Source organism: Microlunatus ginsengisoli (assembly GCF_039537205.1).
Classification (GTDB): domain Bacteria; phylum Actinomycetota; class Actinomycetes; order Propionibacteriales; family Propionibacteriaceae; genus Microlunatus; species Microlunatus ginsengisoli.
Map to the genome: position 1 here is coordinate 65465 of NZ_BAABAB010000050.1, position 23282 is coordinate 88746.

The window sequence follows — 23282 nt, forward strand, 5'->3', positions numbered from 1 at the left end:
TGCGGAGTCGCCTTCCGAGGTGCGGAGTGGCGGCGAGAAGCCTTACTGGGCGATGCCACTGCGCCCGGAAGGCCATCGACCGGGGCCCTGGCGGCTTTCTCCAAGCCCGGCGTCGTCTGTTCGGCCAGGCTTGGGGGCGAAGATCCGATGGAGGAGTGGGATGAGCACCGCAGCAGATCAACCGACAGGCATCGTGAAGATGGTTACCCTGGACTGCGCCGACCCCGGCCCGGTCTCGAGCTTCTACGCCGAGTTCCTGGGTTTGGACGTGGCCTACAGCGACGAGAACGCGGTGATGCTCGTCGATGGCTCAGGCGGGCCGGCGCTGGGCTTCGGCCGCGTCCCGGACTACCAGCCGCCGGCATGGCCGAACCCGAACGGCAGCAAGCAGTACCACCTGGACCTGGCGGTCGACGACATCGCCGCGGCCGAGTCCCGGTGTCTCGAACTCGGCGCGACCCTGGCCGACCCGCAGCCCGGCGAGACCTGGCGGGTGCTGATCGATCCGGCCGGTCATCCGTTCTGCCTGACCAACGCGGCGAACTGGGGCTGAGCCCGCTAGATCCGCCAGGGCGTACGTCGGGGTCAGTCGTGGAAGCCGCAGGAGCCGCCGACCATCGGAAGGTTGCAGCCCGGCACCGGACAGCGTGGGATCGCTGCAGCGGCGGCCTCGCGGCGCTCCTCCTGGCGGGCGGCGGCGGTCCGTGGCGACGGCGCCGTGGCTGCCTTGGCGGCCCGCTTCCGAGGGCTGCGCGGCGCAACCGCTCGCGCTGCCGGCGCCGGCGCCGGCGCGAAGCGTCGCAACGCCTTGACCATCAGGGCGGCCATCGAGTTCAGGCGGGACGAGTCGAGCCGGCCGTAACGACAGTGCACGACCCAGCTGCTCTGGTCGACCTTGTCCAGCCCGATCGCCGAGTCCGCGCGGTGGGCGCGCTCGGCATCGACCGGCTCCAGGGCGACGGAGACGCGGGAGGAGGAGAAGGAGACCGCGACCGGCTTGTCGCGGACGCCCACGGACAGCCGGTCGTCTCCGGCCTCACCGACCAGATCGACGCCCTGGCGGGCCACCGCGTCGACGGCGCTGCGCAAGGCATCGCGCACATCGCTCGGCACCGACCACCGCTGGAGCTGCGCCTCGAGGTCGGCCAATTGATCCACGTGTTCTCCTCGGTCGGCAGGCACTGATTCCAGCTCCCTCCAGTCTTACTCGCCCCGGGCAGACGGTCGACCACCGCCCCCGCCAGCTCTGGGGTCAGCTGGCGGACCGCTCGACCTGTGCGTTCTCCGGTCCAGGCTACGGACCGAGCCGCGTCGCGGATCGACCGCGCGCGGCGAAAGCAACCTCGGAAAACCGCTCTCCGATCGGCGTGAAGTCGATTCGCGACACGCGGGCCTCGAGCGAGGGTGCCGACAGACGCCGGTGCAGGCTCACGAGTGCTATCTAGGCGCTGCCTCCGGCGACCCGTACGGCCGCGGGCGGCTCAGCGCCGGACGCGGGTGCCCTTTCCGACCGTCGTGATGCCGCCCTCGGAGACGGAGAAACCACGAGCCCGGTCGGCCTCGGGGTCGACACCGATCTGCGCGCCCTCCTCGACCACCACGCCCTTGTCGAGGATGGCCTTGTGGATCACCGCGTTCCGGCCGATCACCGCGTTCGAGAACAGCACCGAGTTGTCCACCCGCGCACCCTCGTGCACCCGGACGTTGGGCGACAGCACCGAGCGCTCGATCGCTCCGCCGGAGATGATGCAGCCCGAGCTGACGATCGAGTCCAGCGCGAGGCCGCGCAGGGTGAACTTGGCGCCCGGCATCTGCACCGGATAGGTCCAGATCGGCCACTCGTCGTTGTAGAGGTTGAACACCGGGTCCACCGAGACCAGATCCATGTGCGCCTCGTGGAACGCGTCGATCGTCCCGACGTCACGCCAGTACGCCTGCTCCCGGCCGGTCGATCCCGGCACCTGGTTCTGGGTGAAGTCGTAGACCTGCGCCTCACCCTGGCTGACGAACGACGGGATGATGTTCCCACCCATGTCGTGCCGGGAGTCGGCGTCGTCGGCGTCGCTCTGCAGGGCGTCGATCAGGGCATCGGTGCTGAAGATGTAGTTGCCCATGGAGGCATAGCTGGCCTCGGGATCGTCCGGCAGGCCCGGCGGATCGGCCGGCTTCTCCAGGAATTCCTTGATCTTGTGGTCCGCGCCGGCGTCGATCACGCCGAACTCGGTGGCCTGGCTGCGCGGAACTCGGATGCCGGCGATGGTCGCGCTCAGCCCACCGTCGATGTGGGCATCGACCATCTGCGAGACGTCCATCCGATAGATGTTGTCCGCGCCGAAGACCACGATGTGGTCGGGCCGCTCGTCGTTGATCAGGTTGAGCGACTGGAAGATGGCGTCGGCGCTGCCCTGGTACCAACGCGGGCCGAGCCGCTGCTGGGCGGGCACCGGCGTGACGTAGTTGCCCAGCAGCGTCGACATCCGCCAGGTGACGGAGATGTGTTTGTCGAGCGAGTGCGACTTGTACTGGGTGAGCACGGCAATCTGCCGCAGCCCGCCGTTGACCAGATTGGACAGCACGAAGTCGATCAACCGGTACGTCCCGCCGAACGGGACGGCCGGCTTCGCACGGTCGGCGGTCAGCGGCATCAGCCGCTTGCCTTCGCCACCGGCGAGGACGATTGCGAGCACCTTCGGACGCGATACCACGTCCCAAAACCTAGGTGCTCGCCGATTCGGCCGACAAGGGGGGTCGGGTGAACGCCGATCGACGGCTCCGGGGACCTTACGGCGCAGAGTGCGGCTGTGACACGATCGGCCCCATGGCAGACCCAGGCACCGAGGCGAACCGGCTCAAGATCTCCCTGCTGACCCGGGAGTACCCACCGACGATCTACGGCGGTGCCGGGGTCCACGTGGCCCAGCTGGTCCCGCAGCTGCGCAAGCTCATCGACGTAGACGTGCAGTGCATGGGCGAGCCTCGCGAGGGTGCGACCGCCCACGCGGAGGACTTCCCGCCCGGCGCCAACCCGGCGCTGCGGGTGTTCGGCGCCGACCTGTCGATGACCGCCGCGGTGCCCGACGACGTGGCGCTGGTGCACTCCCACACCTGGTACGCCAACCTCGCCGGCCATCTGACCGGGTTGATGCACGACATCCCGCACGTGGTCAGCGCCCACTCCCTGGAGCCGCACCGCCCGTGGAAGGCCGAGCAGCTCGGCGGCGGCTACAAGCTGTCGTCGTGGGCCGAGCAGACCGCGTTCGAAGGCGCCGACGCGGTGATCGCGGTGAGCGCCGGGATGCGCCGAGACACCCTGGACTCTTACACCAACCTCGATCCGGCCAAGGTGCACGTGGTCCGCAACGGGATCGACACCGGCGAGTTCAAGCCGGACCCCGAGACCAACTTCCTCGGTGACCTCGGCATCGACCCGGACGCGCCGTCGGTGGTCTTCGTCGGCCGGATCACCCGGCAGAAGGGCCTGATCCACCTGGTCCGCGCGGCCGAGCAGCTCGACCCCGAGACCCAGCTGGTGCTGCTGGCGGGTGCCCCCGACACGCCCGAGATCGCCAGGCAGATCGGCGACGCGTTCGCCCACGTCCAGGCCGCCCGCGGCAACGTGGTCTGGATCGAGCAGATGCTGCCTCGGGCACAGGTACGTCAGGTGCTCTCGCACGCCACCGTGTTCGCCTGCCCGTCGGTCTACGAGCCGCTCGGCATCGTGAACCTGGAGGCGATGGCCTGCGAGACCGCCGTGGTGGCGTCCGCGGTCGGCGGTATCCCCGAAGTGGTCGTCGACGGCGAGACCGGCTACCTGGTGCCCTACGACCCGGCCCAGGCCGACGATCCGGCGTTCGTCGCCGCGTTCGAGGCCGATCTCGCGGCCAAGATCAACTCGCTGACCGCGGATCCGGAGAAGGCGACGGCGTTCGGGCTGGCCGGCCGGCAGCGCTGCATCGACGAGTTCGACTGGGCGAAGATCGCGGCCGAGACGGTGGACGTCTACCGGACGGCGATCGAGGTACACGGCTCCTAGCACTCGCCGCGCACGTCGACACCCTCAGGACGGGCTCTGTCGACGGGCCGTCGGCACCCGAGGAGGTGGCTCAGAGTGCGGAGCCGCGAGCGCTACCGCGATCGGACCGAGGCCGGCCTCGTGCTCGCCGACGCGGTGGCCGAGGCGCTCCGTGAGAGCACGCCGTGCGTCGTGCTGGCGCTCCCCCGTGGCGGCGTCCCGGTGGCGATCCCGATCGTGCAGCGGCTCGGCGGAACACTCGGGTTGATGATCGTCCGCAAGCTCGGGGTGCCCGGCCGGCCCGAGCTGGCGATGGGGGCGCTGGCCCGGATCGGCGACCGGACCGAACTCGTCCGCAACGAGGCGGTGATCGCCGACGCGCGGGTCGACGACGCGACCTTCGAACGCGTACGTCGGGAGGAGGGATCCCGGCTGAGCGCTCGGGCCGCGCGGTACGGCGAGCTGCCGGTCGAGGCGAGCGGGCGCACGGTGATCCTGGTCGACGACGGGCTGGCGACCGGGATGACGGCCCTGGCATCGGTGAGCGCGGCCCGATCGCTCGATCCCGAGCGGGTCGTGCTCGCGGTGCCGGTCGGCAGCCCGCAGGCCGTCCGCGCGCTGTCCCGGGCGGCGGACCTGGTGGTCTGCCCGCTCGCCCCGCGCGGCTTCGCCGCCGTCAGCGGTTGGTACGACGACTTCGACCAGGTCAGCGACGCCGAGGTCGCCGCCGCCCTGGCTCCCTTCCGGCCCTGAATCGGCCCCGCCGGGTGCGTCAGGCCACGGAGACGACGGTGCCGGAGGTGATCCGGACCAGGTCGTCGAAGCTGATCGGGAAGACCGCGTGCGGGATGCCGCCCGCGGCCCAGAGCTCGTCGTACGCCGCCAGGTCGCGGTCGACCAACGTCCGGAGCGGCGCCGGATGGGCGACCGGAGCGACGCCGCCGATCGGCTGCCCGGTCGCCTGCCGGGCCGCGTCCGCGCTCGCCCGCTTCACCGTGGTGCCGAGCGCCTGCCCGAGCAGCGCGGTGTCCACCCGGTGCGCACCGCTGGTCATGATCAACAACGGCTCGCCGTCGCCGGTGGTGAAGATCAACGAGTTGGCGATCGCCCCGACCGGGCAGCCGAGCTGATCGGCCGCGGCCTGGGCCGTCGGCGCCGCATCGGGCAGAATCCGCACCCGACCGGGCACGTCCGCGGCCGCCAACGCCGCATCGACCGCGTCGCAGCTGGGGTGTCGAGCGCCCATCACAGTCCTCTCCGTATCACGCGCTTTCCTTCAGGACAAGGGAAAGGACCCCGCCGCGGGTGCGGGCGGGGTCCTCGCGGACGTACCGATCTATGGTGGACTCAGCCGACGACTTCCTTGAGGGCGCCGGCCAGCTCAGCCGCCTCGTCGGCGTTGAGCTCGACCACGAGCCTGCCGCCGCCTTCGAGCGGCACCCGCATGACGATCCCTCGGCCTTCCTTGGTGACCTCCATCGGGCCGTCTCCGGTCCGCGGCTTCATCGCAGCCATCGTGCACCCTTCTGTGTGTATCGACTCGACCTCGCAAGGCCGCAGTTGCGTCGTCAATTATTCCGTACGCGCCAACCAGCACCACATCCGGGCCACCATCACATCCGGGTCGGGGCGACCTTGCCCGCTGCGGGCCGACCGGCACTACAGTCGCTGACATGACCGTGCTGGCCTCGTCTGCGCTCGCTCGCGACCCCGAAACGACCCGGCCGTGACCGGGCCGGCCGTGCTCACCGACGTCGTAGACGGCGTCGCGACCATCACCTTCGCTCGCCCGGAGGCGATGAACTCGATCGACCTGGCCACCAAGACCGAGCTACTCGGCGCCCTGTCAGAGACCGGCGCCGACCCGTCCGTCCGCTGCGTCGTGCTGACCGGGACGGGTCGCGCGTTCAGTGTCGGCCAGGACCTGAAGGAGCATGTGACAGGACTGCAGACCGGCACCCCGGACGAGCTCTGGGCGACGGTGCCGGAGCACTACAACCCGATCGCGCTGGCGCTGCACACCATCGACAAACCGGTCGTCGCCGCGCTGAACGGCGTCGCCGCCGGAGCCGGCGCGTCGATCGCATTCCTCGCCGACATCCGGATCGTCGCGGCCTCGGCCGGCTTCAACCTCGCGTTCGCCAACATCGCGCTGTCCTGCGACACGGGCTGCTCCTGGACCCTGCCCCGGCTGGTCGGGACCACCCGCGCGCTGGATCTGCTGTTCAACCCGCGCACCATCTCCGCCGACGAGGCGCTGCAGCTCGGGATCGCGACCGAGGTAGTGGCCGACGATCGGTTCACCGACCGAGTGCGCACGGTGGCGGCCGCACTGGCCGCCGGCCCGACCCTGGCGTACGCCTCCATCCGTGCGGCGGTGAGCTACGCCGCGACCCGACCGCTGGCAGAGTCGCTGGCGTTCGAGTCGGAGATGATGAAGCGGACCGGCAGCTCGGCGGACCATCGGCGGGCCGTGGAGGCGTTCCTGGCCAAGCAGCGCCCGACGTTCACCGGAGCGTGAGGAGGCGACGATGCGCGTTGCGGCGGTCCAGCTGCTGAGCTCGGCAGATCCGGCGCAGAACCTGGCGCAGGTCGCGTCCGGCACCGCGGAGGCAGCGCGCGCCGGTGCCGACCTGGTGGTGTTCCCGGAGGCCACCATGCGCTGCTTCGGACGCTCTCTGACCGAGATCGCCGAGCCGCTCGACGGTCCCTGGGCCCGTGGCGTCGCCGCCATCGCCGCCGAGCACGACGTGGTCGTCGCGGTCGGCATGTTCACCCCGACGCCCGACGGCCGGGTGACCAACACGGTGTACGTCGTCGGCCGCGGGGTCGAGGACCGGTACGACAAGATCCACCTGTTCGACGCGTTCGGGTTCGCCGAGTCCGACACCGTCGCGCCGGGCGAGGCGCTGCTGGTGCTGACCGTCGCCGGTGTCGAGGTGGGGTTCGCGACCTGCTACGACGTACGTTTTCCGAACCTGTTCACCCAGCTGGCCGACCGGGGTGCACAGGTCGTCGTGCTGCCGACCTCGTGGGGCGCCGGACCGGGAAAGCTGGAGCAGTGGCGGGTGCTCACCCGCGCGCGGGCGCTGGACAGCACGACGTACGTGGTGGCGGCGGCGCAGGCGGACCCGGCCTCGGCCGGGGTGCCGGTGGGGGGTTCCGCACCGACCGGCATCGGTCACAGCGTCGCGGTGTCCCCCACCGGCGTCGTGATCGCCGAGCTAGGTGCCGAACCCGGGCTGTTGCTGGCCGACATCGACCCGGCGGTCGTCACGTCCGCCCGGGCCACGCTGCCGGTCTTGGCGAACCGGCGGCTCTGACCCGGTCGAGGGGTCGATCAGGACTCGCAGATCGCGGCCAGCCGGCGCAGGCTCTCGCCGAATCCACGTCGCATCACCGGCAGCAACAGCCGCACCGGCACCTCCGTGATCCTGCCGGCGGGCAGGTCGAACAGCTCGACGCACTCGATCCTGGTCGCGCCGTCGCCCGGAACGACGGTGAACACTCCGGGTCCGGTGAAGTACGGGCCGAGGTGGAGCACTTCGAGCCGGCCGGGCTCGTCGTCCGGCGGTCGCCAGTCGGTCACGATGAACCGATCGAGCAGGCCGACGGGAAGCCGCGCGAGCCAGAATCCGGACAAGGCGGTGACCCGCACGCCGATGCCGGTGGTCGCACCCGCGGCCCGAACCGTGGTGAACGGGATCCAGCGCGACTGCCCGGCCCAGTCGGTGAGCTCGCTCCAGACCCGACCGGGATCGGCGCGCACCGCGGCCGACACCGCCAGTCGCACCGTCACCGGTAGTCCGTGGCGACCTCGTCGGACCGGAGCGCCGGGTCGATCTCGGCGGACGGCTCGGGGTCGCCGGACCTCGCGCGCTCCCAGCGTGCGCCGGTCGCCGTCCCGCGCGTCGGCAGGTCGACCGGCGGCTCGACAGCGTGCTCACCGGCGCGCCCGACAGTGTCGTCGAGCGGGACGGCGACAGCCGGCTGATCGCCCCGCAACCGGGCGATCAGGTCGTCCCGCTCGGCGATCTCACGGGAGAGCCGGTCGAGGATGTCGTCGACCTGGTCCATCGCATAGCCGCGCAGTGCGGTGCCGAACCGCAGCCCGTTGATGTCGGCCGCGGCAAGCCGGCGGTCGTCGGGGAGGTCTTGTCGATACACGTCGCGCACCGGTTCCTTCGCCATCCCGCCGAGGCCACCTGCCGCCGCGACCGCCGCCACACCGAGTGCGGCGACGATCACCACGGCGATGAACCACTCCATGTCCCGATCCTAGGTCGGCGGCCGGGCCGAGCGCTCAGGTCGTCCGCGATGCCGCCATCAGGGCGACGACCTCGTCCGGGTCGTCGCTGACGATCAGGCCGTCGAGGTCTGCCTGGTTGATGAAGCCCTCAGCCAGCATGGCGTCGCGCAGCCAGGCGAGCATCCCGGTCCAGTACGAGCTGTCGTAGAGCACGACCGGGAACGAGGTCACCTTCTTGGTCTGCACCAGGGTGAGCGCCTCGAACAGCTCGTCCAGGGTGCCGAAACCGCCGGGCAGCACGACGAAACCCTGGGCGTACTTCACGAACATCGTCTTGCGGGCGAAGAAGTAGCGGAAGTTGATGCCGAGGTTCACATACGGGTTCAGCCCGCTCTCGAACGGGAGCTCGATGCCCAATCCGACCGAGATCCCGCCGGCCTCCGAAGCACCCTTGTTGGCCGCCTCCATCATTCCCGGGCCGCCGCCGGTGATCACCGCGAACCCGGCCCGGCTGATCGCGCCGGACAGCTGCTCGGCGGACGCGTACCAACGATGCCCCGGACGGACCCGTGCCGAGCCGAAGAACGCCACCGCCGGCCCGAGCTCGCTCAGCGTGCCGAAGCCCTCCACGAACTCGGACTGGATCCGCAGCACCCGCCACGGATCGGTATGCACCCAGTCGGTCGGGCCGCGGCTGTCCAGCAGGCGCTGGTCGGTGGTCGTCGCCCCGTCGAGCTCCGGGCTGCGCAGCACGGCCCCGGCTCGGCGCCGGTCCTGCGGTGGCTTCTTGCTCACCCGCCCACGGTAGGCGACGCGTGCCCTTCGACGGGCTCAGGGCGCGTACCCGAGGCCGCAGTCCGACGGGCCCTGAGCTTGTCGAGGGCTTTACGACAGCCAGCGGACCAGCGCCTCGTAGCAGCTGGTCAGCTCCGCCGCCGGGCAGAACTCGTCGTCCGCGTGCGCCTTGCTCGGGTTGCCGGGACCGAAGTTCACCGCCGGGACGCCCATCGCGGCGAACCGGGCCACATCGGTCCAACCGAACTTCGCGCTCGGCGCCGCTCCCACCGCGGCGACGAACGCGGCCGCTGCCGGCTGGTCCAGGCCCGGGCGGGCCCCGGCCGCGGCGTCGACCACCTCCAGCTCGAAACCGGCCAGCACGTCGTCGCGGAGGTAGGCCACGGCCTGCTCGACCGACTTGTCCGGGGCGAACCGGTAGTTCAGCTCGACCACGCACCGGTCGGGAATCACGTTCCCGGCGATCCCGCCCTCGATCTTCACCGCGTTCAGACCCTCGCGATAGGTCAGCCCGTCGACGACGATCTGGCGCGGTTCGTACGCCAACAGCCGGGTCAGCAGCGGCGCCGCGGCATGGATCGCGTTGTCGCCCATCCAGGCGCGGGCCGAGTGCGCGGCGCGACCGGTCAGCGTGATCCGGACCCGCAGCGTGCCCTGGCAGCCGCCCTCGATCCCCGCATTCGACGGCTCGCCGAGCACGGCGAACGACCCGGACAGCCAGTCGGGGTGGCTGCGGGCGACCCGGGCCAGGCCGTTGAACTCCTCCGCGATCTCCTCGTTGTCGTAGAAGATCCAGGTGATGTCGCGGTTCGGCTCGGCCAGCCGCGCCGCTGCGGCGAGCTGGACGGCCACGCCGCCCTTCATGTCGCAGCTGCCCCGCCCCCAGATCAGCAGGTCGTCGCCCTCGCCGGTGGTCCACGACGGCAAATTGCCCGCCACCGGCACCGTGTCCAGGTGGCCGGCAATGACGATCCGCTCGTCCCGGCCCAGGTTGGTCCGGGCCATCACCAGGTCCGCATCGCGCTCGACCTCGAGGTGGTCGTACCGGCGCAGGGCCTCCTCGACCGCGTCCGCGATCGCCTTCTCGTTGCCGCTGACGGACTCCAGATCGACGAGCGTACGCAGCAACGCGACCAGGTCGCCTTCGAGATCCAGCACCATGCCGCTCACCCTACGGGCCGGCCGCCCGGCCCTGCCCACCCAACTCGGATCCCCTGTAGCGGTTTGGATCCCCTGCAGCGGATCCAAACCGGCAGAAGGGATCCGAGTTCCCGTCGGATCACCGGATCCCCCGTCACGCGCCGGATCCCCTGGTGCGCCCCGGATCCCCTGGTGCGGTTCGGATCCCCTGTTGCGGTTCGGATCCGGTGTAGGGGATCCGAACCGGCAGCAGGGATCCGAGTTCCTCGGAGCAGCTCGGTGGTCCGCCGCGGGTTGCCCGGGCCGCTAGGGTTTCTGCCATGTCCGACGCGACGCCGTCCGCCGCTCGCCCCGCCTCCGGCTGGGGACTCGCCACGATCCACACCACCGGCCAGGTGCTGGACACGTACTTCCCCTATCCGCTGCTCGACGCCGACCCGGGCGAGCCGCCCGCCGAGCTGGCCGAGGCGACCGGTGAGGATCCGATCCGGCAGGTGCGGGTCGAGCTGGTCCGGACCGTGATCGACTTGGACGCCCCGCCGATCAGCACCGCCGACGCCTACCTGCGTCTGCACCTGCTGAGTCACCGTCTCGTGCAGCCGCGCACGGTCAACCTGGACGGCATCTTCGGGGCGCTCAGCAATGTCGTCTGGACCTCCGCCGGACCCTGTGCGGTCGAGGGGTTCGAGACCGTGCGCACCAAGCTCCGCGCGGCCCGCGGTCCGGTCGCGGTGTACGGCATCGACAAGTTCCCGCGGATGGTGGACTACGTGCTCCCCGCCGGTGTCCGGATCGCCGACGCCGACCGGGTCCGGCTGGGCGCGCACCTGGCCGAGGGCACCACCGTCATGCACGAGGGCTTCGTGAACTACAACGCGGGCACGCTCGGTACGTCCATGGTCGAGGGCCGGATCTCCGCCGGTGTGGTCGTGGGCCGCGACTCCGACGTCGGCGGCGGCGCGTCGATCATGGGGACCCTCTCCGGCGGCGGCAAGCAGGTGATCTCGATCGGCGAGCGCTGTCTGCTCGGCGCGAACGCCGGCATCGGCATCGCCCTCGGCGACGACTGCATCGTCGAGGCCGGGCTCTACGTCACCGCAGGCACCAAGGTCACCCTGCCGGGCGGCGCGGTGGTCAAGGCGCTGGAGCTGTCCGGCCAGAACGGCCTGCTGTTCATCCGCAACTCGGTCACCGGCACCATCGAGGTCCGCCGCCGGCAGGGCAAGGGAGTCGAGCTGAACGCCGCCCTGCACTCGAACTAGCCAGTCCCTGTGGCGCGCACCGGGGGCAATGCACGGGCGATCGGGGTCCTGGTCACCGCCTTCTTGTTGCTCGGCATCGCGGTGCTGGCGGTGTACGGGATCCTGCGCGATCGCGGGGTCGCCCCGCCGACGCCGGGCCAGCAGCGCTGCGTGGCGACCGCGAACGGCAGCTCGACCGCCCTGTCGCTGGACCAGGCGCACTACGCCTCGATCATCGTCGGCGTCTCGGTGCGGCGTGACCTGCCGCCGCGGGCCGCGACGATCGCGCTGGCCACCGCCTATCAGGAGACCGGGATCCGCAATCTCGACTACGGCGACCGCGACTCGGTCGGGCTGTTCCAGCAGCGTCCGTCCCAGGGTTGGGGCACCGAGAAGCAGCTGATGGACCCGTACTACGCCGCGAACAAGTTCTACAACGCGCTGCTGAAGGTGAAGAACTGGTCGACCCGCGACATCACCGAGGTAGCCCAGGCGGTCCAGCGCAGCGCCTACCCGGAGGCCTGCCGCGATCACGAGGCCGATGCCCGCAACGTGGCCAGCGCCCTCACCGGCCACTCGCCGGGCGGCTTCAGCTGCCTCGAACGCGAGGGCAATCCGGGCAAGCCCGCGGCGCTGGCGGCGGCGTTGACCAGGACGTTCGGCAAGCTCGAGCTGGAACGGACGGCCGCGATCTTGACGGTCACGGCCGACAGCGCCGAGCACGCCTGGGCCTACGGGAGCTTCGCGATCGCCAACTCTCGGATGTACGGCACCGTGGAGGTCGTCGTCGCCGCCCGGCAATGGCGTACGGACGCCTTCAACCTCCCGGACTGGACCGCCGCCGACGACCCGATCGGCAAGACCGAGGTACGGATCACCGTCCGCTGAGCCGGCCCCGCCCCACCCCGCCCCGGCCCTCCCGGGCCCTCCCCAGCCCTCCCGCGCCCACCCTTCCCGGAAAGTGTGCGGAAGCGGCAGTCTGAATCGCTTCAGAATTGCCGGATCTGCACAGTTTCCGGTTCGGGAGTGCGCGCGGTCTCCCGGGGCGGGTAGGGCGGACCTGGCCTCAGGCGGTCAGGCGGTGAGGCGGTCGGCGGCGGCGGAGACGCGCTCGTCGGTGGCGGTCAGGGCGACCCGGACGTACGACGCCGCGGCCTCGCCGTAGAAGTCTCCCGGCGCGGCCAGGATGCCGTACGTCGCGAGGAAGTCCACCGACGCGCGGCCGGGCTCGCCACGGGTCGCCCACAGATAGAGCGAGCCCTCCGAGTGCTCGATGGTGAACCCCGCCGACTCCAGCGCCGGCCTCAGCAGCGCGCGGCGGGCCAGATAGCGCTGCCGCTGGACCCCGACATGGTCCTGGTCGCCGAGCAGCGCGACCATCGCCTCCTGCACCGGCCGCGGCATGATCATCCCGGCGTGCTTGCGAACGGCCAGCAGGTCGGCCACCACCCGCGCGTCGCCGGCGACGAAGCCCGCCCGGTAGCCGGCCAGGTTCGACCGCTTGGACAGCGAGTGCACCGCCAGCAGCCCGTCGTGGTCTCCGCCGCAGATGCTCGGATGCAGGACCGAAACCGGCTCGGCCTCCCAGCCGAACTCGCCGTAGCACTCGTCCGACGCGACCAGCGCGCCCCGCTCGCGCGCCCAGGCGACCCGCCGAGCCAGCTCCGCCGAGGCCAGGATCTGGCCGGTCGGGTTGGACGGCGAGTTCAGCCAGACCAGCGCGGGCCGCCGGTCGCCCAGAGTCTCCAGGTCGTCGCACGGCACCGGAGTGCAGCCGGCGATCCGGGCTCCCACCTCGTACGTCGGATAGGCGCAGGTCGGGAACACCACGAGATCGCCCGGCCCGAGTCCCAGCAGGGTCGGCAGCCAGGCCACCAGTTCCTTGCTGCCGATCGACGGCAGGGTCTGCTCGGCGGTCAACCCGACCGCGCCCCAGCGACGCGTCAGATACCCCGCCATCGCCTCCCGGAGCGCTCCGGTGCCCGAGGTCAGCGGATAGCCCGGGCTGTTCGCCGCCGCGACCAGGGCATCGATCCCGAGCTGCGGGGTCGGATCGACCGGGGTGCCGACCGACAGATCCACGAGCCCGCCGGGATGGGCACCGGCGCGAGCCTTCGCTGCGGCGAGCGTGTCCCACGGGAAGTCGGGAAGCGCGTCGGCCAGCCGGATCCGGTCGGCCCGCGTGCTCAGCTCCGTCGTGCTCAGGTCAGGCGCCATGCCGCGGCGACGTGATCACTCGTCGTGCTCCTGCGGGGGAAGCGCCTCGATCAGCGGGTGGTCCTTGTCGATCACGCCGTACTTCTGGGCGCCTCCGGGAGACCCGAGATCGTCGAAGAAGCCCACATTCGCGTTGTAGTACTCCTTCCACTCATCGGGGGTGTCGTCCTCGTAGAAGATCGCCTCCACCGGGCAGACGGGCTCGCAGGCACCGCAGTCGACGCACTCGTCGGGGTGGATATACAGCATCCGCTTGCCCTCGTAGATGCAGTCGACCGGACACTCCTCCACGCACGCCCGATCCTTGAGATCAACACAGGGCTGGGCAATGACGTACGTCACGGTCGTTCTCCTCCACTCCTCCAGGTTGTTCGCAACCTCATCTAGTATCGCGCTTCCCAACCTCTCACACGAAGGCACCTCATCCAGTGGACGGCGATCACCCGGGTTCGAGTGGGTCGGGGCTCGACCGCGCCCGGCCGGGGCAGCGGTGGGTGATCCGCGCCCGGCTGCCCGACGGATCGGCCACCGACCTGATCGGCTGGATCGAAGCGCTGGCACCCACGCTGCGGGTCCGGGTCGACGCGACCTCCACCGTGACGATCGACCCGCGATCGGTCGTCCTCGCCCGGCGGGCACCCGCCGCGCCGGGCGGCCCCGACCCACGCCGGGTCCCGGCCGAGGAGCTCGAGCGGCACGCGCTGCCCGGCTGGCTGGCCGAGCACGAGCCGCTCGGCGAGTGGGTGCTCCGGGCCGGCGGCGGGTTCACCGGCCGGGCGAACTCGTGCCTGGCGGTCGGCGACCCCGGCCGGCCGATCGCGCAGTCGGCGGCGGCGATCCGGGAGTGGTCCGCGGCGCACGGCATCGAGCCGCGCGCCCAGGTGATCGTCGGCTCCGACCCGGACCGGGAGCTGACGACTCTCGGCTGGTCGGAAACCTATGTCGCCACCGACGTGATGGTGACCCGGCTGGCGGACTTCCTCGGCAGCGAGCCGCCGGCCGCGGACGTACGGGTGACGGAGGAGTTCGAACCGGCCTGGCTGGCCGCGTACCACCGGAGCAGGCCGAACGACGCCCACCCGGCCGTGCTGCGGGCCATCCTGGCCGGGAACCCGCCGCGCGCTTTCGCCTCCGCCGGCGAGCCGGAGCTCACCGCGATCGCCCGCGGCCACGTCAGCGGCGCCTGGCTCGGTCTCGCCTCGATCTGGACCGCGCCGGAACACCGCCGGCGGGGCCTGGCCACCGCGATGATGCGCTCGCTGGGCCACTGGGCCGCCCGCCGCGGCGCGCGCTATGCCTACCTGCAGGTCGCCGCCGCGAACTCCGGTGCGATCCAGGCGTACGAGCGGCTCGGCTTCCGCCGCCACCACAGCTACCGCTACCTCACCCCGGCCTGACCCCCGCCGTGCGACGTCGCGCCACGCCGTGCGGGCGGGCGGGTCAGCGGCAGATGATGCGGTCGGTCGGGGCGTACGTCCAGCGGAACGGTTCGCGCCGGACCACCGTGCCGTCGCGGTAGAACAGCCGGCTGTAGCGCACCGTGAAGCCCTGCACTGGAGCCTGCGGCTCGCACGAGGCCGAGCGGTCGGTGAGGTCGCGACCGGTGGTGTAGTTCGAGCGGACCAGGGCACTGGACGACACCTTGTCCCAGGTCTTCGTCGACCACATCTTCACCGTGATCGAGCCCTTGCGGGTCGGCGTGCCCTTCTTCACGTACGCCTGCACCAGCACGCCGTAGTCGGTGTTGTTGCGGAACCTCAGGTCCAGGTTCGGCCAGGCGACGGTGGCCTCGCGGCCGGCCGGATAGCGGTCGATGTAGAGCGTGTGCGGCTGGTGCCGGACATCTTGGAGCCCGGCGAAGAACATCGCGTTGAACGTCGTCGTGGCGCTCTGCGAGACGCCGCCGCCGAGCTCCTTCTTGAACTTGCCGCCGGAGATGATGTAGCCCTCGACGAAACCGTTCGCCGTGGTCCGCTCGCCGACGATCTTGTTCAGTGAGAACGTCTCCCCCGGCTTGAGCACGGTGCCGTCGATCTTCTCCGCAGCCCGGGCGATGTTCACGTTGCGGTAGTACGCGTACGGGAAGTACGTCGTGAACTTCCCGGTCACCTCGGTGATCTTCAACTTCCGGGCGTCGTCGGTGGTGAACTCGGCCGGCGCGCCGGACAGCTTCACGCTGACCGTGCGCTCCCCCTTCGGCTTGCTCAGCGCGGGGCGGACCGCCGCGGCCAGGTCCCGTGTGGCGATGTCGGTACCGTCGCTGGACGGGATCACCGCAGGCTTGCCCTTCACCAGCCGGACGGTGGCGTTGCGATGGTCGGACAGCCGCAGCCGGGCGATGTCGTCGTCCAGCGCCTTGCGGAGCCGCTTCGCGTCCAGCACCGGCGCGAGCGCCCCGTCGGTCGGCTCGAAGCTGAGCGCGGACGCGATCACCGACGGACCGATCTCGAACGAGCCCGCACCGCCGGCGCGAACCACGATCGGTGCGGCAACCGCCGGCCGGGCCAGGTCACGGACCGCGACCGCGACCGCGGCGGTGGTGATCTCGGGGTCGGTCACGGTGGCGGGCACCGGGACCACCGCCGCGGACGGGTAGGCGTCGACGATCGCGGCCGCCGCCCCGTCCGCGTCCACCGACACGCCCTGCTTGCCGTCCTCGGTGACGACCGTGCGCCCCTCGTACGCCAAGGTCGCGTTCTCCGGCGCCCGATCGTGGTCGGCGGCCAGCTTCCCGACGGCGGCGGCCAGCACGGCGTCGTCCACGATCCTGATCGCCGGCGTCTCGCTGCCGCCGGTGAGCACCCGATAGATCGTCCGCGGATCGACGCTGCGGGCGCCGCCCGCCGCCGCGACGCTGGCCGGATAGTCGATCGCCAGCCCGGCCGCGGCCGGCTCGAGCTCCGCCTTCTCGCCGGCGATCTCGAGCGGGATCGGGGCGGTGGCCCGGGGCTGCAGCGCGGTCCGGAGGGTCTCGGTCGCCGTCGCAGGGTCGAGACCACCGACCGCGACGCCTTCGACGGTCGCGTGCTTCGGCAGCCGGTCACCGGCCAGCGCGTATCCGACGGCGTAGGCCGCGCCGAGGGCCACCAGGGCGGCGCCCACGGCGATGCCGACGATCCGGCCGGCGCGGCGACGCTGTCCCGGTCCGTCGACCGGACCGACCGCCAGGGTCTCGAGCTCGACTGTCATGGGCGCGCGGGTCTCGGGCTCGCCTGTCATGGGCGCGCGGGTCTCGGGCTCGGCTTTCTCGGGCGCGCGCTTCTCGGGCTCGAGCGCGGGCGTCCCGGGCTCGGGCGACGTCGGCGGCGGATCGATTGGGCTGCTGGTCACGGCTGCTGGCCTCGCTGGCAGGGGTCAGTGGTCGTCGGCCGACCTGAGGCGGCGGCCTCAGGTCAAGCGGTGGTACGTGCCCCGATGGTACGTGAGCGGTGCCGCCCCGACCTCGGCGTCGGCGACCCACTCCACCTCGCCGAGCACGATCGTGTGGTCTCCGGCGTCGTGCACGGCGTACGTCCGGCAGTCCAGCCAGGTGATCGCGCCGAGCAGCAGCGGGGCGGCCGAGATCGGCGCGGGCCGATGCGGCACGCCGTCGAACTGGGTCAGCAGGTCGCGGCCCTTGTGGGCGAAGTGCCGGGCCAGCGGCTCTTGGTCCGCCGACAGCACCGAGACGGCCCACGTTCCGGCGCCGAGGATCGCGGCGTGGAACCGGCTGGTCTTGCCGACGCAGAGCAGGCACAGCGGCGGGGTCAGCGACACCGACGAGAACGCCGTCGCGGTCAGCGCGTGGGCCACGCCGTCGAGCAGCGCGGTCGCCACCGTGACGCCGGCTGCGAACTGCGACATCGCGTGCCGCAGTGCATCAGGGTCCACACCGCCAGCAGGGTCCGAGATCGCGCCCGCCGGACCCGTGCTCGCGGCGCGGGCCCAACCGTTCGAGGGGTCGTCCATCGGCACCGGATCCGTCAGGCCAGGCCGGCGAACAGATCGTCGGCCCACCCGTCGGTCGGATACCCGGTGCCGGCGGCCAGCCGGTAGAACTCTTGCGACCACATGGTCTCGCCGAGGGCATCACCGAGCGCGAACATCTGGGTGTTCACCTGGGTCGCGTGGGCCTGCAAGGCGTCCAGCTTCTGCCGCACCCAGGCCGTACCGTCGATCGCGGCGGCGATGGCGCCGTCGTCGGCGAAGGCCGACTCCATCGGACCGCCCTCCTTGATCGCCTCGCCCCAATTCTCGTACTGCGTGCCCTTCGCCTGCTCCGCCTGGGCGAGCGCGCGGCTGCGGCTCATCGTCGTCCACAGCACGCGGTCGATCCGCCACGGGTCGCCCAGGTCGGGGCGGTACGACGGCGCGGCCGCCAGCAGGTAGCCGTACATGGCCACCCGGTGCGCCTGGACGTGGTCGGGATGGCCGTAGTTCCCGTGCTCGTTGTAGGTGATCAGCACCTGCGGGCGGCGGTCCCTGATCAGCACCACCAGCTCGTTCGCGGCCTCCAGCAGGTCGGCGGTCCAGAAGATCCCCGGTCGCAGCACATCCCGCGCGACGGCGTGGCCGCGATCGTCGTACGCCATCCCGGAGTCGCGGTAGCGGCCGTCGCCGCCGAGCCGGACGAAGTCGGTGACGCCGAGGATGCCCATCGCCTCGGTCAGCTCCTGCAACCGGTGCGCACCCAGCTTGTCGTCGTGCTCGGCGGCGAGATGGCTCAGGTCGGGCACCAGCACCTCGCCCTCCTCGCCCAGCGTGCAGGTGACCAGCGTGACGGCCGCCCCCTCGGACACGTAGCGGGCCATCGTCGCGCCGTTGTTGAGGCACTCGTCATCGGGATGGGCATGGACCAGCATCAGCCGGCGGCTGGGTCGGTCGTGGCGGGCGTCGGTCACGCAGGACAGCCTAGGACCGCGCCGGAGGGTCCTGGGTCACCAGCGCGCCCGCTCGGACGCGTGAAGAGCCGGACGGAGGTCAGGAGGCCAGCACGTCCCGGCCGGCCGCCGGCTGGCCCGACGACAGCGGCCGCGCCGGGTCGGTCGCTGCTCCGTGCCCGGCCGGTGACTCGGCGCCCGCCGCGAGGGTCCGGCCGAATTCCGCGTCCGGGAGGACTCGCCAGCCGGGACCGTCCGGGACCAGCCAGTCACCGAGGTCTCCGCGCCACTCGTCCCGGCCACCGGCGCGCCGCCGGACGAACGCCACCCGCGTTCCGTCCAAGCTGAACGTGGCGTCGAGCAGATCGCAGACATCGATCAGGTTGTGCTCGAGCAGGCGGATCGGAGCAGGAGTACCGGTCATCATCGGGCCTTTCGCAGAGACGTCAGTTGTCCCCGAACTGCTGTCGCACGCGTCGAGACACGATCGCGAACGACATCCCCGGCCAGAACCCCCACTCTACGGGATCGGGCCGGGGCCGGCTCAGACCACTGCCCGAGCCTCGGCGAAGTGGCAGGCCGACAGATGCTCGGAACGGCCGTCGGGACGCAGCTCCAGCGCCGGGTCGTCGGTGCTGCAGATCTCCTGCGCCTTCCAGCAGCGCGTGTGGAACCGGCATCCGCTGGGCGGGTTCGCCGGGCTCGGTACGTCCCCGGTCAGCACGATCTGCTCGCGGACGTCCCGCAGCGTCGGATCGGGCACCGGCACCGCCGACAGCAGCGCCTGCGTATACGGATGAGTCGGGCGGCCGTAGATCTGGTCCTCGTCGCCCAACTCGACCATCTTGCCGAGATACATCACGCCGACCCGGTCGGAGATGTGCCGGACCACCGAGAGGTCATGCGCGATGAACACGTACGCCAGACCGAGCTCGTCTTGCAGCTTCTCCAGCAGGTTCACCACCTGAGCCTGCACCGAGACGTCCAGCGCCGAGACCGGCTCGTCGCAGATGATCACCTTGGGATTCAGCGCCACCCCGCGGGCGATCCCGATCCGCTGCCGCTGGCCACCGGAGAACTGGTGCGGATAGCGGTTGATGTGCTCCGGATTGAGCCCGACCAGATCGAGCAGCTCTTGCACCCGCTTGCGCCGGCCACCCTTGGGCACCACGTCGGAATGGATCTCGAACGGCTCGCCGACGATGTCGCCGACCGTCTTGCGGGGATTCAGCGACGTGTAGGGATCCTGGAAGACGATCTGGATGTCGCGACGCAGCCGGCGCATCGCGCCGCCCTTCTGGCTGTAGACGTCGACGCCGTCGAAGGTGAGCTTGCCGGCGGTCGGCTCCTCCAGCCGCATCAGCATCCGGCCGAGGGTCGACTTGCCACAGCCGGACTCGCCGACGATGCCGAGGGTCTCGCCCTTGTAGAGCTCGAACGAGACGCCGTCCAGCGCCTTCACGTGGCCGACTGTCCGGCGCATCACACCGGCCTTGATCGGATAGTGCTTGACCAGGCCTTCGGCCTTGAGAATCACCTCGCCGCTCATGCGTGCGCCTCCGGCTCGAAGCCCGTCGTCTGATCGATGTCGACGCCCGGCGCGGCGTCCGGCCCGAACTCCAGCGCGGCCTCGACGGCGTCCGCGGTCTGGGTGACCTCCAGCTCCGGGCTGTCCGCCAGCAGCAGCTCGGAGAAGTGGCAGGCGGACAGCCGTCCGTGCAGCACCTCGCGCAACGGCGGCGGCGGATCCTCCCGGCAGACGTCCTGGGCATAGCGGCAGCGCGGGTTGAAGGCGCAGCCCGGCGGGATCCGGGTCAGGTTCGGCGGCAGCCCGCCGATGGCTGCCAGCTCCTGGCCCTTCTGGTCCAGCCGCGGAATCGAGTCGAGCAGACCCTTGGTGTAGGGATGCGCGGGCTTGCGATACAGCTCGTAGATCTCCGACTGCTCCACGATCCGGCCGGCATACATCACCGCGATCCGGTCGGCCACGTCGGCCACCACGCCGAGGTCGTGGGTGATCAGGATCAGCCCCATCTTGCGCTCCTCCTGGAGCTCTTGGAGCAGCTGCATGATCTGAGCCTGGACGGTCACGTCCAGCGCCGTGGTGGGCTCGTCCGCGATCAACACGGCCGGATCCAGCGCGATCGCCATGGCGATCATGATCCGCTGCCGCATGCCGCCGGAGAACTGGTGCGGATAGGCCTTGACCCGCTGGGCGGCACCGGGGATCTGCACCCGCTGCATCAGCTTGACCGCCTCGGCCTGCGCGTCGGTCTTGTTCATCCCGCGGTGCTTGCGGAACATCTCGCCGATCTGCCAGCCCACCGTGAACACCGGGTTCAGCGCGCTCAGCGCGTCCTGGAAGACCATCGAGATCTCCGGGCCGCGGATCCGCCGGCGCTGCTCCTCGGGCATCGCCAGCATGTTCTTGCCGCAGTAGCGCAGCTCACCGCCGGTGATGAAGCCGGGCGGGGAGTCCAGGATGCCCATGATCGCCTGGGCGGTGACCGACTTGCCGGACCCCGACTCGCCCAGGATGGCGAGCGTCTCGCCTTCGTGCAGGTCGAAGGTGACGCCGTTGATCGCCTTGGCGACGCCGTCGCGGGTGCGGAACTCGACCTGCAGGTTGTCCACCTCGAGCAGCAGGCCGTCGGTCGGCTGCCAATCGCCGCGGGTGCCGAGGACCTCGACATCGGAGCTCACTGCGGTTCTCCCATCGCTCGGGCGATCATGGAACGGGTCATCGCGCGGCGGCTCATCGCAGCCTCGGGTCGAGGGCATCGCGGACCACGTCGCCCAGCATGATGAACGCAAGCACCGTCAGGGACAAGAAGATGCTCGGGAAGATCAGCATGTGCGGCGCGGTCTGCACCAGACCGATCCCGGACGCCTCGGAGATCTGGCTGCCCCAGGAGATGATCGGCGGCTGCAGCCCGATGCCGAGGAAGGACAGGCTGGCCTCCACGGCGATGAACACACCCAGGTTGATCGTGGACACCACGATCACCGACGCCAGCGAGTTCGGCAGGATGTGCGACCGGATGATCCGCATCGGCGAGCCGCCCAGTGCCCGGGCGGCCTGGACGTAGTCGTTCGGTTTCACCTGGAGCACGCTGGACCGCATCAGCCGGGCGATCAGCGGCCAGGCCAGCAACGCGATCACGAAGGCGACCTTGCTGACGGCGACCGCGAACGGCGTGTCGATCTGGATCGGGAACGTGTACAGGAACAAGATCCCGCCCAGCAGCAACGGGATGGCCAAGAAGACCTCACCGACCCTGCCCAGCAAGGAGTCCAGCCAACCGCCGCGATAGCCGGCGATGATGCCGACGAGCACGCCAAAGACCATCGAGAAGACCGTCGCCAGGATCCCGACGCTGATCGAGGCGCGCGCGCCGTAGATCGTCAGCGCGTACACGTCGGCGCCCTGGGCGTCGTAACCGAACCAGGCATCGGCCGACGGCGGCTGCCGCGCGAACTCCAGGTTGGCGTACGTCGGGTCCTTGCTGGTGAACAGCTGCGGGAACACCGCCATGGCCATGAAGAAGACGATCAACGCGAACGAGATCCAGAACATCGGCCGGTGCCGGAGCTCTCGCCACGCGTCGGCCCACAACGATCGGGACCCCTGCCTCGGCTCCTTCGCCGGGATGACCCCTTCGGGACCGCTGGCGGCATCCAGCTGGATCGGGTCGATGACCGAGTCGGCCACGTCGGTGCGTGCGTTCGCGTAGTCCTCGTCGCGCTCAGTCATTGGAGATCCTCGGGTCCAGGACGCCGTACAGCACGTCGACGATGAGGTTCGCGAGCAAGAAGACCAGGACCAGCATGGTGATCGTCCCGGTCACGATCGAGCCGTCCTTGGTCAAGATGCCGCGGTAGAGGAAGTTGCCGACTCCGTTGACATTGAAGATCCGCTCGGTGATGATCGCGCCGCCCATCAACGCACCGAGGTCCACACCGATGTAGGTGATCACCGGGATCAGCGAGTTCCGCATCGTGTGGACACCGACGGTGCGCCCGTTCGACAGGCCTTTGGCGCGAGCCGTGCGGACGTAGTCGGCCCGGAGGTTCTCCACCAGGTTCGTGCGCATCAGTCGAGCCACGTAGGCGATGGATATCGATGCCAGCACGAACGCTGGCATGACGAGTTGATAGAACGTCCCACTGGTCGAGGTGACCGGGAACCAGCCGAGCTTCACGCCGAAGATCAGCTGCGCCAGGCTGCCGATCACGAAGATCGGGATCGAGATCAGGACCAGCGTGCTGATCGTCACCAGCGAGTCGATGAACTTGCCCTTGCGCATGCCGGCCAGCACGCCGGCGGAGATGCCGATGATGATCTCGATGACGATCGCCATCAGGGCCAGCTTGATCGTGGTCGGCCAGCGAATCGCCAGCTCGTGGGCCACGGACCGTCCGGTGTAGGTCGTACCGAGATCGCCGTGCAGGATCGCGCCGAGGTACAGCACGTACTGCACCAGGAGCGGCTTGTCCAGATTGTGCTCCTCGCGGAACTTCTCCACGTATGCCGGCGGACATGGTCGCTCGCCGCAGCGGCCGATGGTCGGATCGCCCGGCAAGCCGTACACCATCACGAAGATGAGGAACGTCACGCCGAGGATGACGGGAATCATCTGCAACAGCCGGCGCAGGATGTACGTGCCCATTCGCCACTCCTCTCCCGCACCACCTAGGGCGGCGACGGGGAAGTCGCCCGGCACCCGGATCCCGGTGATGCACTAGCAGCTAGTGCTCAACATAGTGTC

At 70.6% G+C, this 23282-nt stretch carries 26 protein-coding genes; 8 read left to right on the plus strand and 18 right to left on the minus strand.

All coding sequences use genetic code 11. The annotated features are described in order from the left end of the window. Positions 1-160 precede the first annotated feature (160 nt). Positions 161-553: a VOC family protein gene (locus ABD747_RS23620; protein ID WP_344809315.1), complete on the plus strand. Its 393-nt coding sequence runs from the start codon at positions 161-163 to the stop codon at positions 551-553. 32 nt (positions 554-585) lie between these two features. Here the strand turns inward: ABD747_RS23620 and ABD747_RS23625 are convergent, their stop codons facing one another. Next, positions 586-1158 (minus strand): hypothetical protein, encoded by a 573-nt coding sequence (locus tag ABD747_RS23625; RefSeq protein WP_344809317.1) that lies wholly within the window; start codon positions 1156-1158, stop codon positions 586-588. A gap of 323 nt (positions 1159-1481) precedes the next feature. After that, on the minus strand, positions 1482-2705 hold the full coding sequence (gene glgC / locus ABD747_RS23630) for a glucose-1-phosphate adenylyltransferase (RefSeq protein ID WP_344809319.1): 1224 nt from the start codon (positions 2703-2705) through the stop codon (positions 1482-1484). Between the two features lie 113 nt (positions 2706-2818). On the opposite strand from glgC, the gene glgA reads away from it, so the two are divergent. Together glgA and ABD747_RS23640 are read left to right on the plus strand one after the other, a co-directional pair. Next, complete coding sequence (gene glgA, locus ABD747_RS23635) at positions 2819-4033, plus strand: glycogen synthase (RefSeq protein ID WP_344809321.1); 1215 nt, start codon at positions 2819-2821, stop codon at positions 4031-4033. Positions 4034-4108: 75 nt separating this feature from the next. Continuing rightward, positions 4109-4765: a phosphoribosyltransferase gene (locus ABD747_RS23640; protein WP_344809323.1), complete on the plus strand. Its 657-nt coding sequence runs from the start codon at positions 4109-4111 to the stop codon at positions 4763-4765. Positions 4766-4784: 19 nt separating this feature from the next. Here the strand turns inward: ABD747_RS23640 and ABD747_RS23645 are convergent, their stop codons facing one another. Then, complete coding sequence (locus tag ABD747_RS23645) at positions 4785-5258, minus strand: YbaK/EbsC family protein (protein WP_344809325.1); 474 nt, start codon at positions 5256-5258, stop codon at positions 4785-4787. 101 nt (positions 5259-5359) lie between these two features. Then, positions 5360-5527: a DUF3117 domain-containing protein gene (locus ABD747_RS23650; RefSeq protein ID WP_344809328.1), complete on the minus strand. Its 168-nt coding sequence runs from the start codon at positions 5525-5527 to the stop codon at positions 5360-5362. A 211-nt stretch (positions 5528-5738) separates the two neighbouring features. Between ABD747_RS23650 and ABD747_RS23655 the strand changes: the two genes are divergently transcribed. Further along, the gene (locus tag ABD747_RS23655) at positions 5739-6533 is read left to right on the plus strand and encodes an enoyl-CoA hydratase/isomerase family protein (protein WP_344809330.1); all 795 of its coding nucleotides are present in this window, start codon (positions 5739-5741) and stop codon (positions 6531-6533) included. 10 nt (positions 6534-6543) lie between these two features. Further along, entirely contained in the window at positions 6544-7335 is a 792-nt protein-coding gene (locus tag ABD747_RS23660) for a carbon-nitrogen hydrolase family protein (RefSeq protein WP_344809332.1), read from the plus strand. A gap of 17 nt (positions 7336-7352) precedes the next feature. Here the strand turns inward: ABD747_RS23660 and ABD747_RS23665 are convergent, their stop codons facing one another. The 4 genes from ABD747_RS23665 to dapE all read right to left on the minus strand — a co-directional run bounded on the left by ABD747_RS23665 (position 7353) and on the right by dapE (position 10217). Beyond that, a complete protein-coding gene (locus ABD747_RS23665) occupies positions 7353-7811 on the minus strand; it encodes an SRPBCC family protein (RefSeq protein ID WP_344809334.1) in 459 nt (152 codons plus the stop codon). Further along, positions 7808-8281 (minus strand): DivIVA domain-containing protein, encoded by a 474-nt coding sequence (locus tag ABD747_RS23670; RefSeq protein WP_344809336.1) that lies wholly within the window; start codon positions 8279-8281, stop codon positions 7808-7810. The genes ABD747_RS23665 and ABD747_RS23670 overlap by 4 nt, the downstream gene beginning before the upstream one ends. Positions 8282-8315: 34 nt before the next feature. After that, positions 8316-9056, minus strand: a complete 741-nt coding sequence (locus tag ABD747_RS23675; protein ID WP_425562577.1) for an LOG family protein — start codon at positions 9054-9056, stop codon at positions 8316-8318. Between the two features lie 90 nt (positions 9057-9146). Continuing rightward, positions 9147-10217: a succinyl-diaminopimelate desuccinylase gene (gene dapE / locus ABD747_RS23680; RefSeq protein WP_344809338.1), complete on the minus strand. Its 1071-nt coding sequence runs from the start codon at positions 10215-10217 to the stop codon at positions 9147-9149. A gap of 299 nt (positions 10218-10516) precedes the next feature. On the opposite strand from dapE, the gene dapD reads away from it, so the two are divergent. Further along, positions 10517-11458: a 2,3,4,5-tetrahydropyridine-2,6-dicarboxylate N-succinyltransferase gene (gene dapD / locus ABD747_RS23685; protein WP_344809340.1), complete on the plus strand. Its 942-nt coding sequence runs from the start codon at positions 10517-10519 to the stop codon at positions 11456-11458. A gap of 9 nt (positions 11459-11467) precedes the next feature. After that, the gene (locus tag ABD747_RS23690) at positions 11468-12325 is read left to right on the plus strand and encodes a hypothetical protein (RefSeq protein WP_344809342.1); all 858 of its coding nucleotides are present in this window, start codon (positions 11468-11470) and stop codon (positions 12323-12325) included. Between the two features lie 186 nt (positions 12326-12511). On the opposite strand, the gene dapC is transcribed toward ABD747_RS23690, so the two are convergent. After that, positions 12512-13654 (minus strand): succinyldiaminopimelate transaminase, encoded by a 1143-nt coding sequence (dapC, locus tag ABD747_RS23695; RefSeq protein ID WP_344809344.1) that lies wholly within the window; start codon positions 13652-13654, stop codon positions 12512-12514. Positions 13655-13669: 15 nt separating this feature from the next. Beyond that, positions 13670-13996, minus strand: a complete 327-nt coding sequence (gene fdxA / locus ABD747_RS23700; protein WP_344809346.1) for a ferredoxin — start codon at positions 13994-13996, stop codon at positions 13670-13672. An 86-nt stretch (positions 13997-14082) separates the two neighbouring features. On the opposite strand from fdxA, the gene ABD747_RS23705 reads away from it, so the two are divergent. Continuing rightward, positions 14083-15051 carry a GNAT family N-acetyltransferase gene (locus ABD747_RS23705; RefSeq protein WP_425562578.1) on the plus strand — a complete coding sequence of 323 codons (969 nt, stop codon included), beginning with the start codon at positions 14083-14085 and terminating at the stop codon, positions 15049-15051. Between the two features lie 43 nt (positions 15052-15094). On the opposite strand, the gene ABD747_RS23710 is transcribed toward ABD747_RS23705, so the two are convergent. The 8 genes from ABD747_RS23710 to ABD747_RS23745 form a co-directional block, all read right to left on the minus strand. Further along, a complete protein-coding gene (locus ABD747_RS23710) occupies positions 15095-16843 on the minus strand; it encodes a VanW family protein (protein ID WP_344809350.1) in 1749 nt (582 codons plus the stop codon). Positions 16844-17041: 198 nt separating this feature from the next. Beyond that, positions 17042-17602, minus strand: a complete 561-nt coding sequence (locus ABD747_RS23715) for a flavin reductase family protein (protein ID WP_344809352.1) — start codon at positions 17600-17602, stop codon at positions 17042-17044. A 14-nt stretch (positions 17603-17616) separates the two neighbouring features. Continuing rightward, positions 17617-18534: an N-acetyl-1-D-myo-inositol-2-amino-2-deoxy-alpha-D-glucopyranoside deacetylase gene (mshB, locus tag ABD747_RS23720; protein WP_344809354.1), complete on the minus strand. Its 918-nt coding sequence runs from the start codon at positions 18532-18534 to the stop codon at positions 17617-17619. A 79-nt stretch (positions 18535-18613) separates the two neighbouring features. Then, a complete protein-coding gene (locus tag ABD747_RS23725; protein ID WP_344809356.1) occupies positions 18614-18937 on the minus strand; it encodes a hypothetical protein in 324 nt (107 codons plus the stop codon). A 120-nt stretch (positions 18938-19057) separates the two neighbouring features. Further along, positions 19058-20062, minus strand: coding sequence for an ABC transporter ATP-binding protein (locus tag ABD747_RS23730; protein WP_344809358.1), 1005 nt, complete (start codon positions 20060-20062; stop codon positions 19058-19060). Next, positions 20059-21216: an ABC transporter ATP-binding protein gene (locus ABD747_RS23735; RefSeq protein WP_344809360.1), complete on the minus strand. Its 1158-nt coding sequence runs from the start codon at positions 21214-21216 to the stop codon at positions 20059-20061. The genes ABD747_RS23730 and ABD747_RS23735 overlap by 4 nt, the downstream gene beginning before the upstream one ends. Positions 21217-21268: 52 nt before the next feature. Further along, positions 21269-22267, minus strand: a complete 999-nt coding sequence (locus ABD747_RS23740; protein WP_344809362.1) for an ABC transporter permease — start codon at positions 22265-22267, stop codon at positions 21269-21271. Beyond that, complete coding sequence (locus ABD747_RS23745) at positions 22260-23183, minus strand: ABC transporter permease (RefSeq protein WP_344809364.1); 924 nt, start codon at positions 23181-23183, stop codon at positions 22260-22262. Before ABD747_RS23745 ends, ABD747_RS23740 begins: the two co-directional genes overlap by 8 nt. Between the last annotated feature and the right edge of the window lie 99 nt (positions 23184-23282).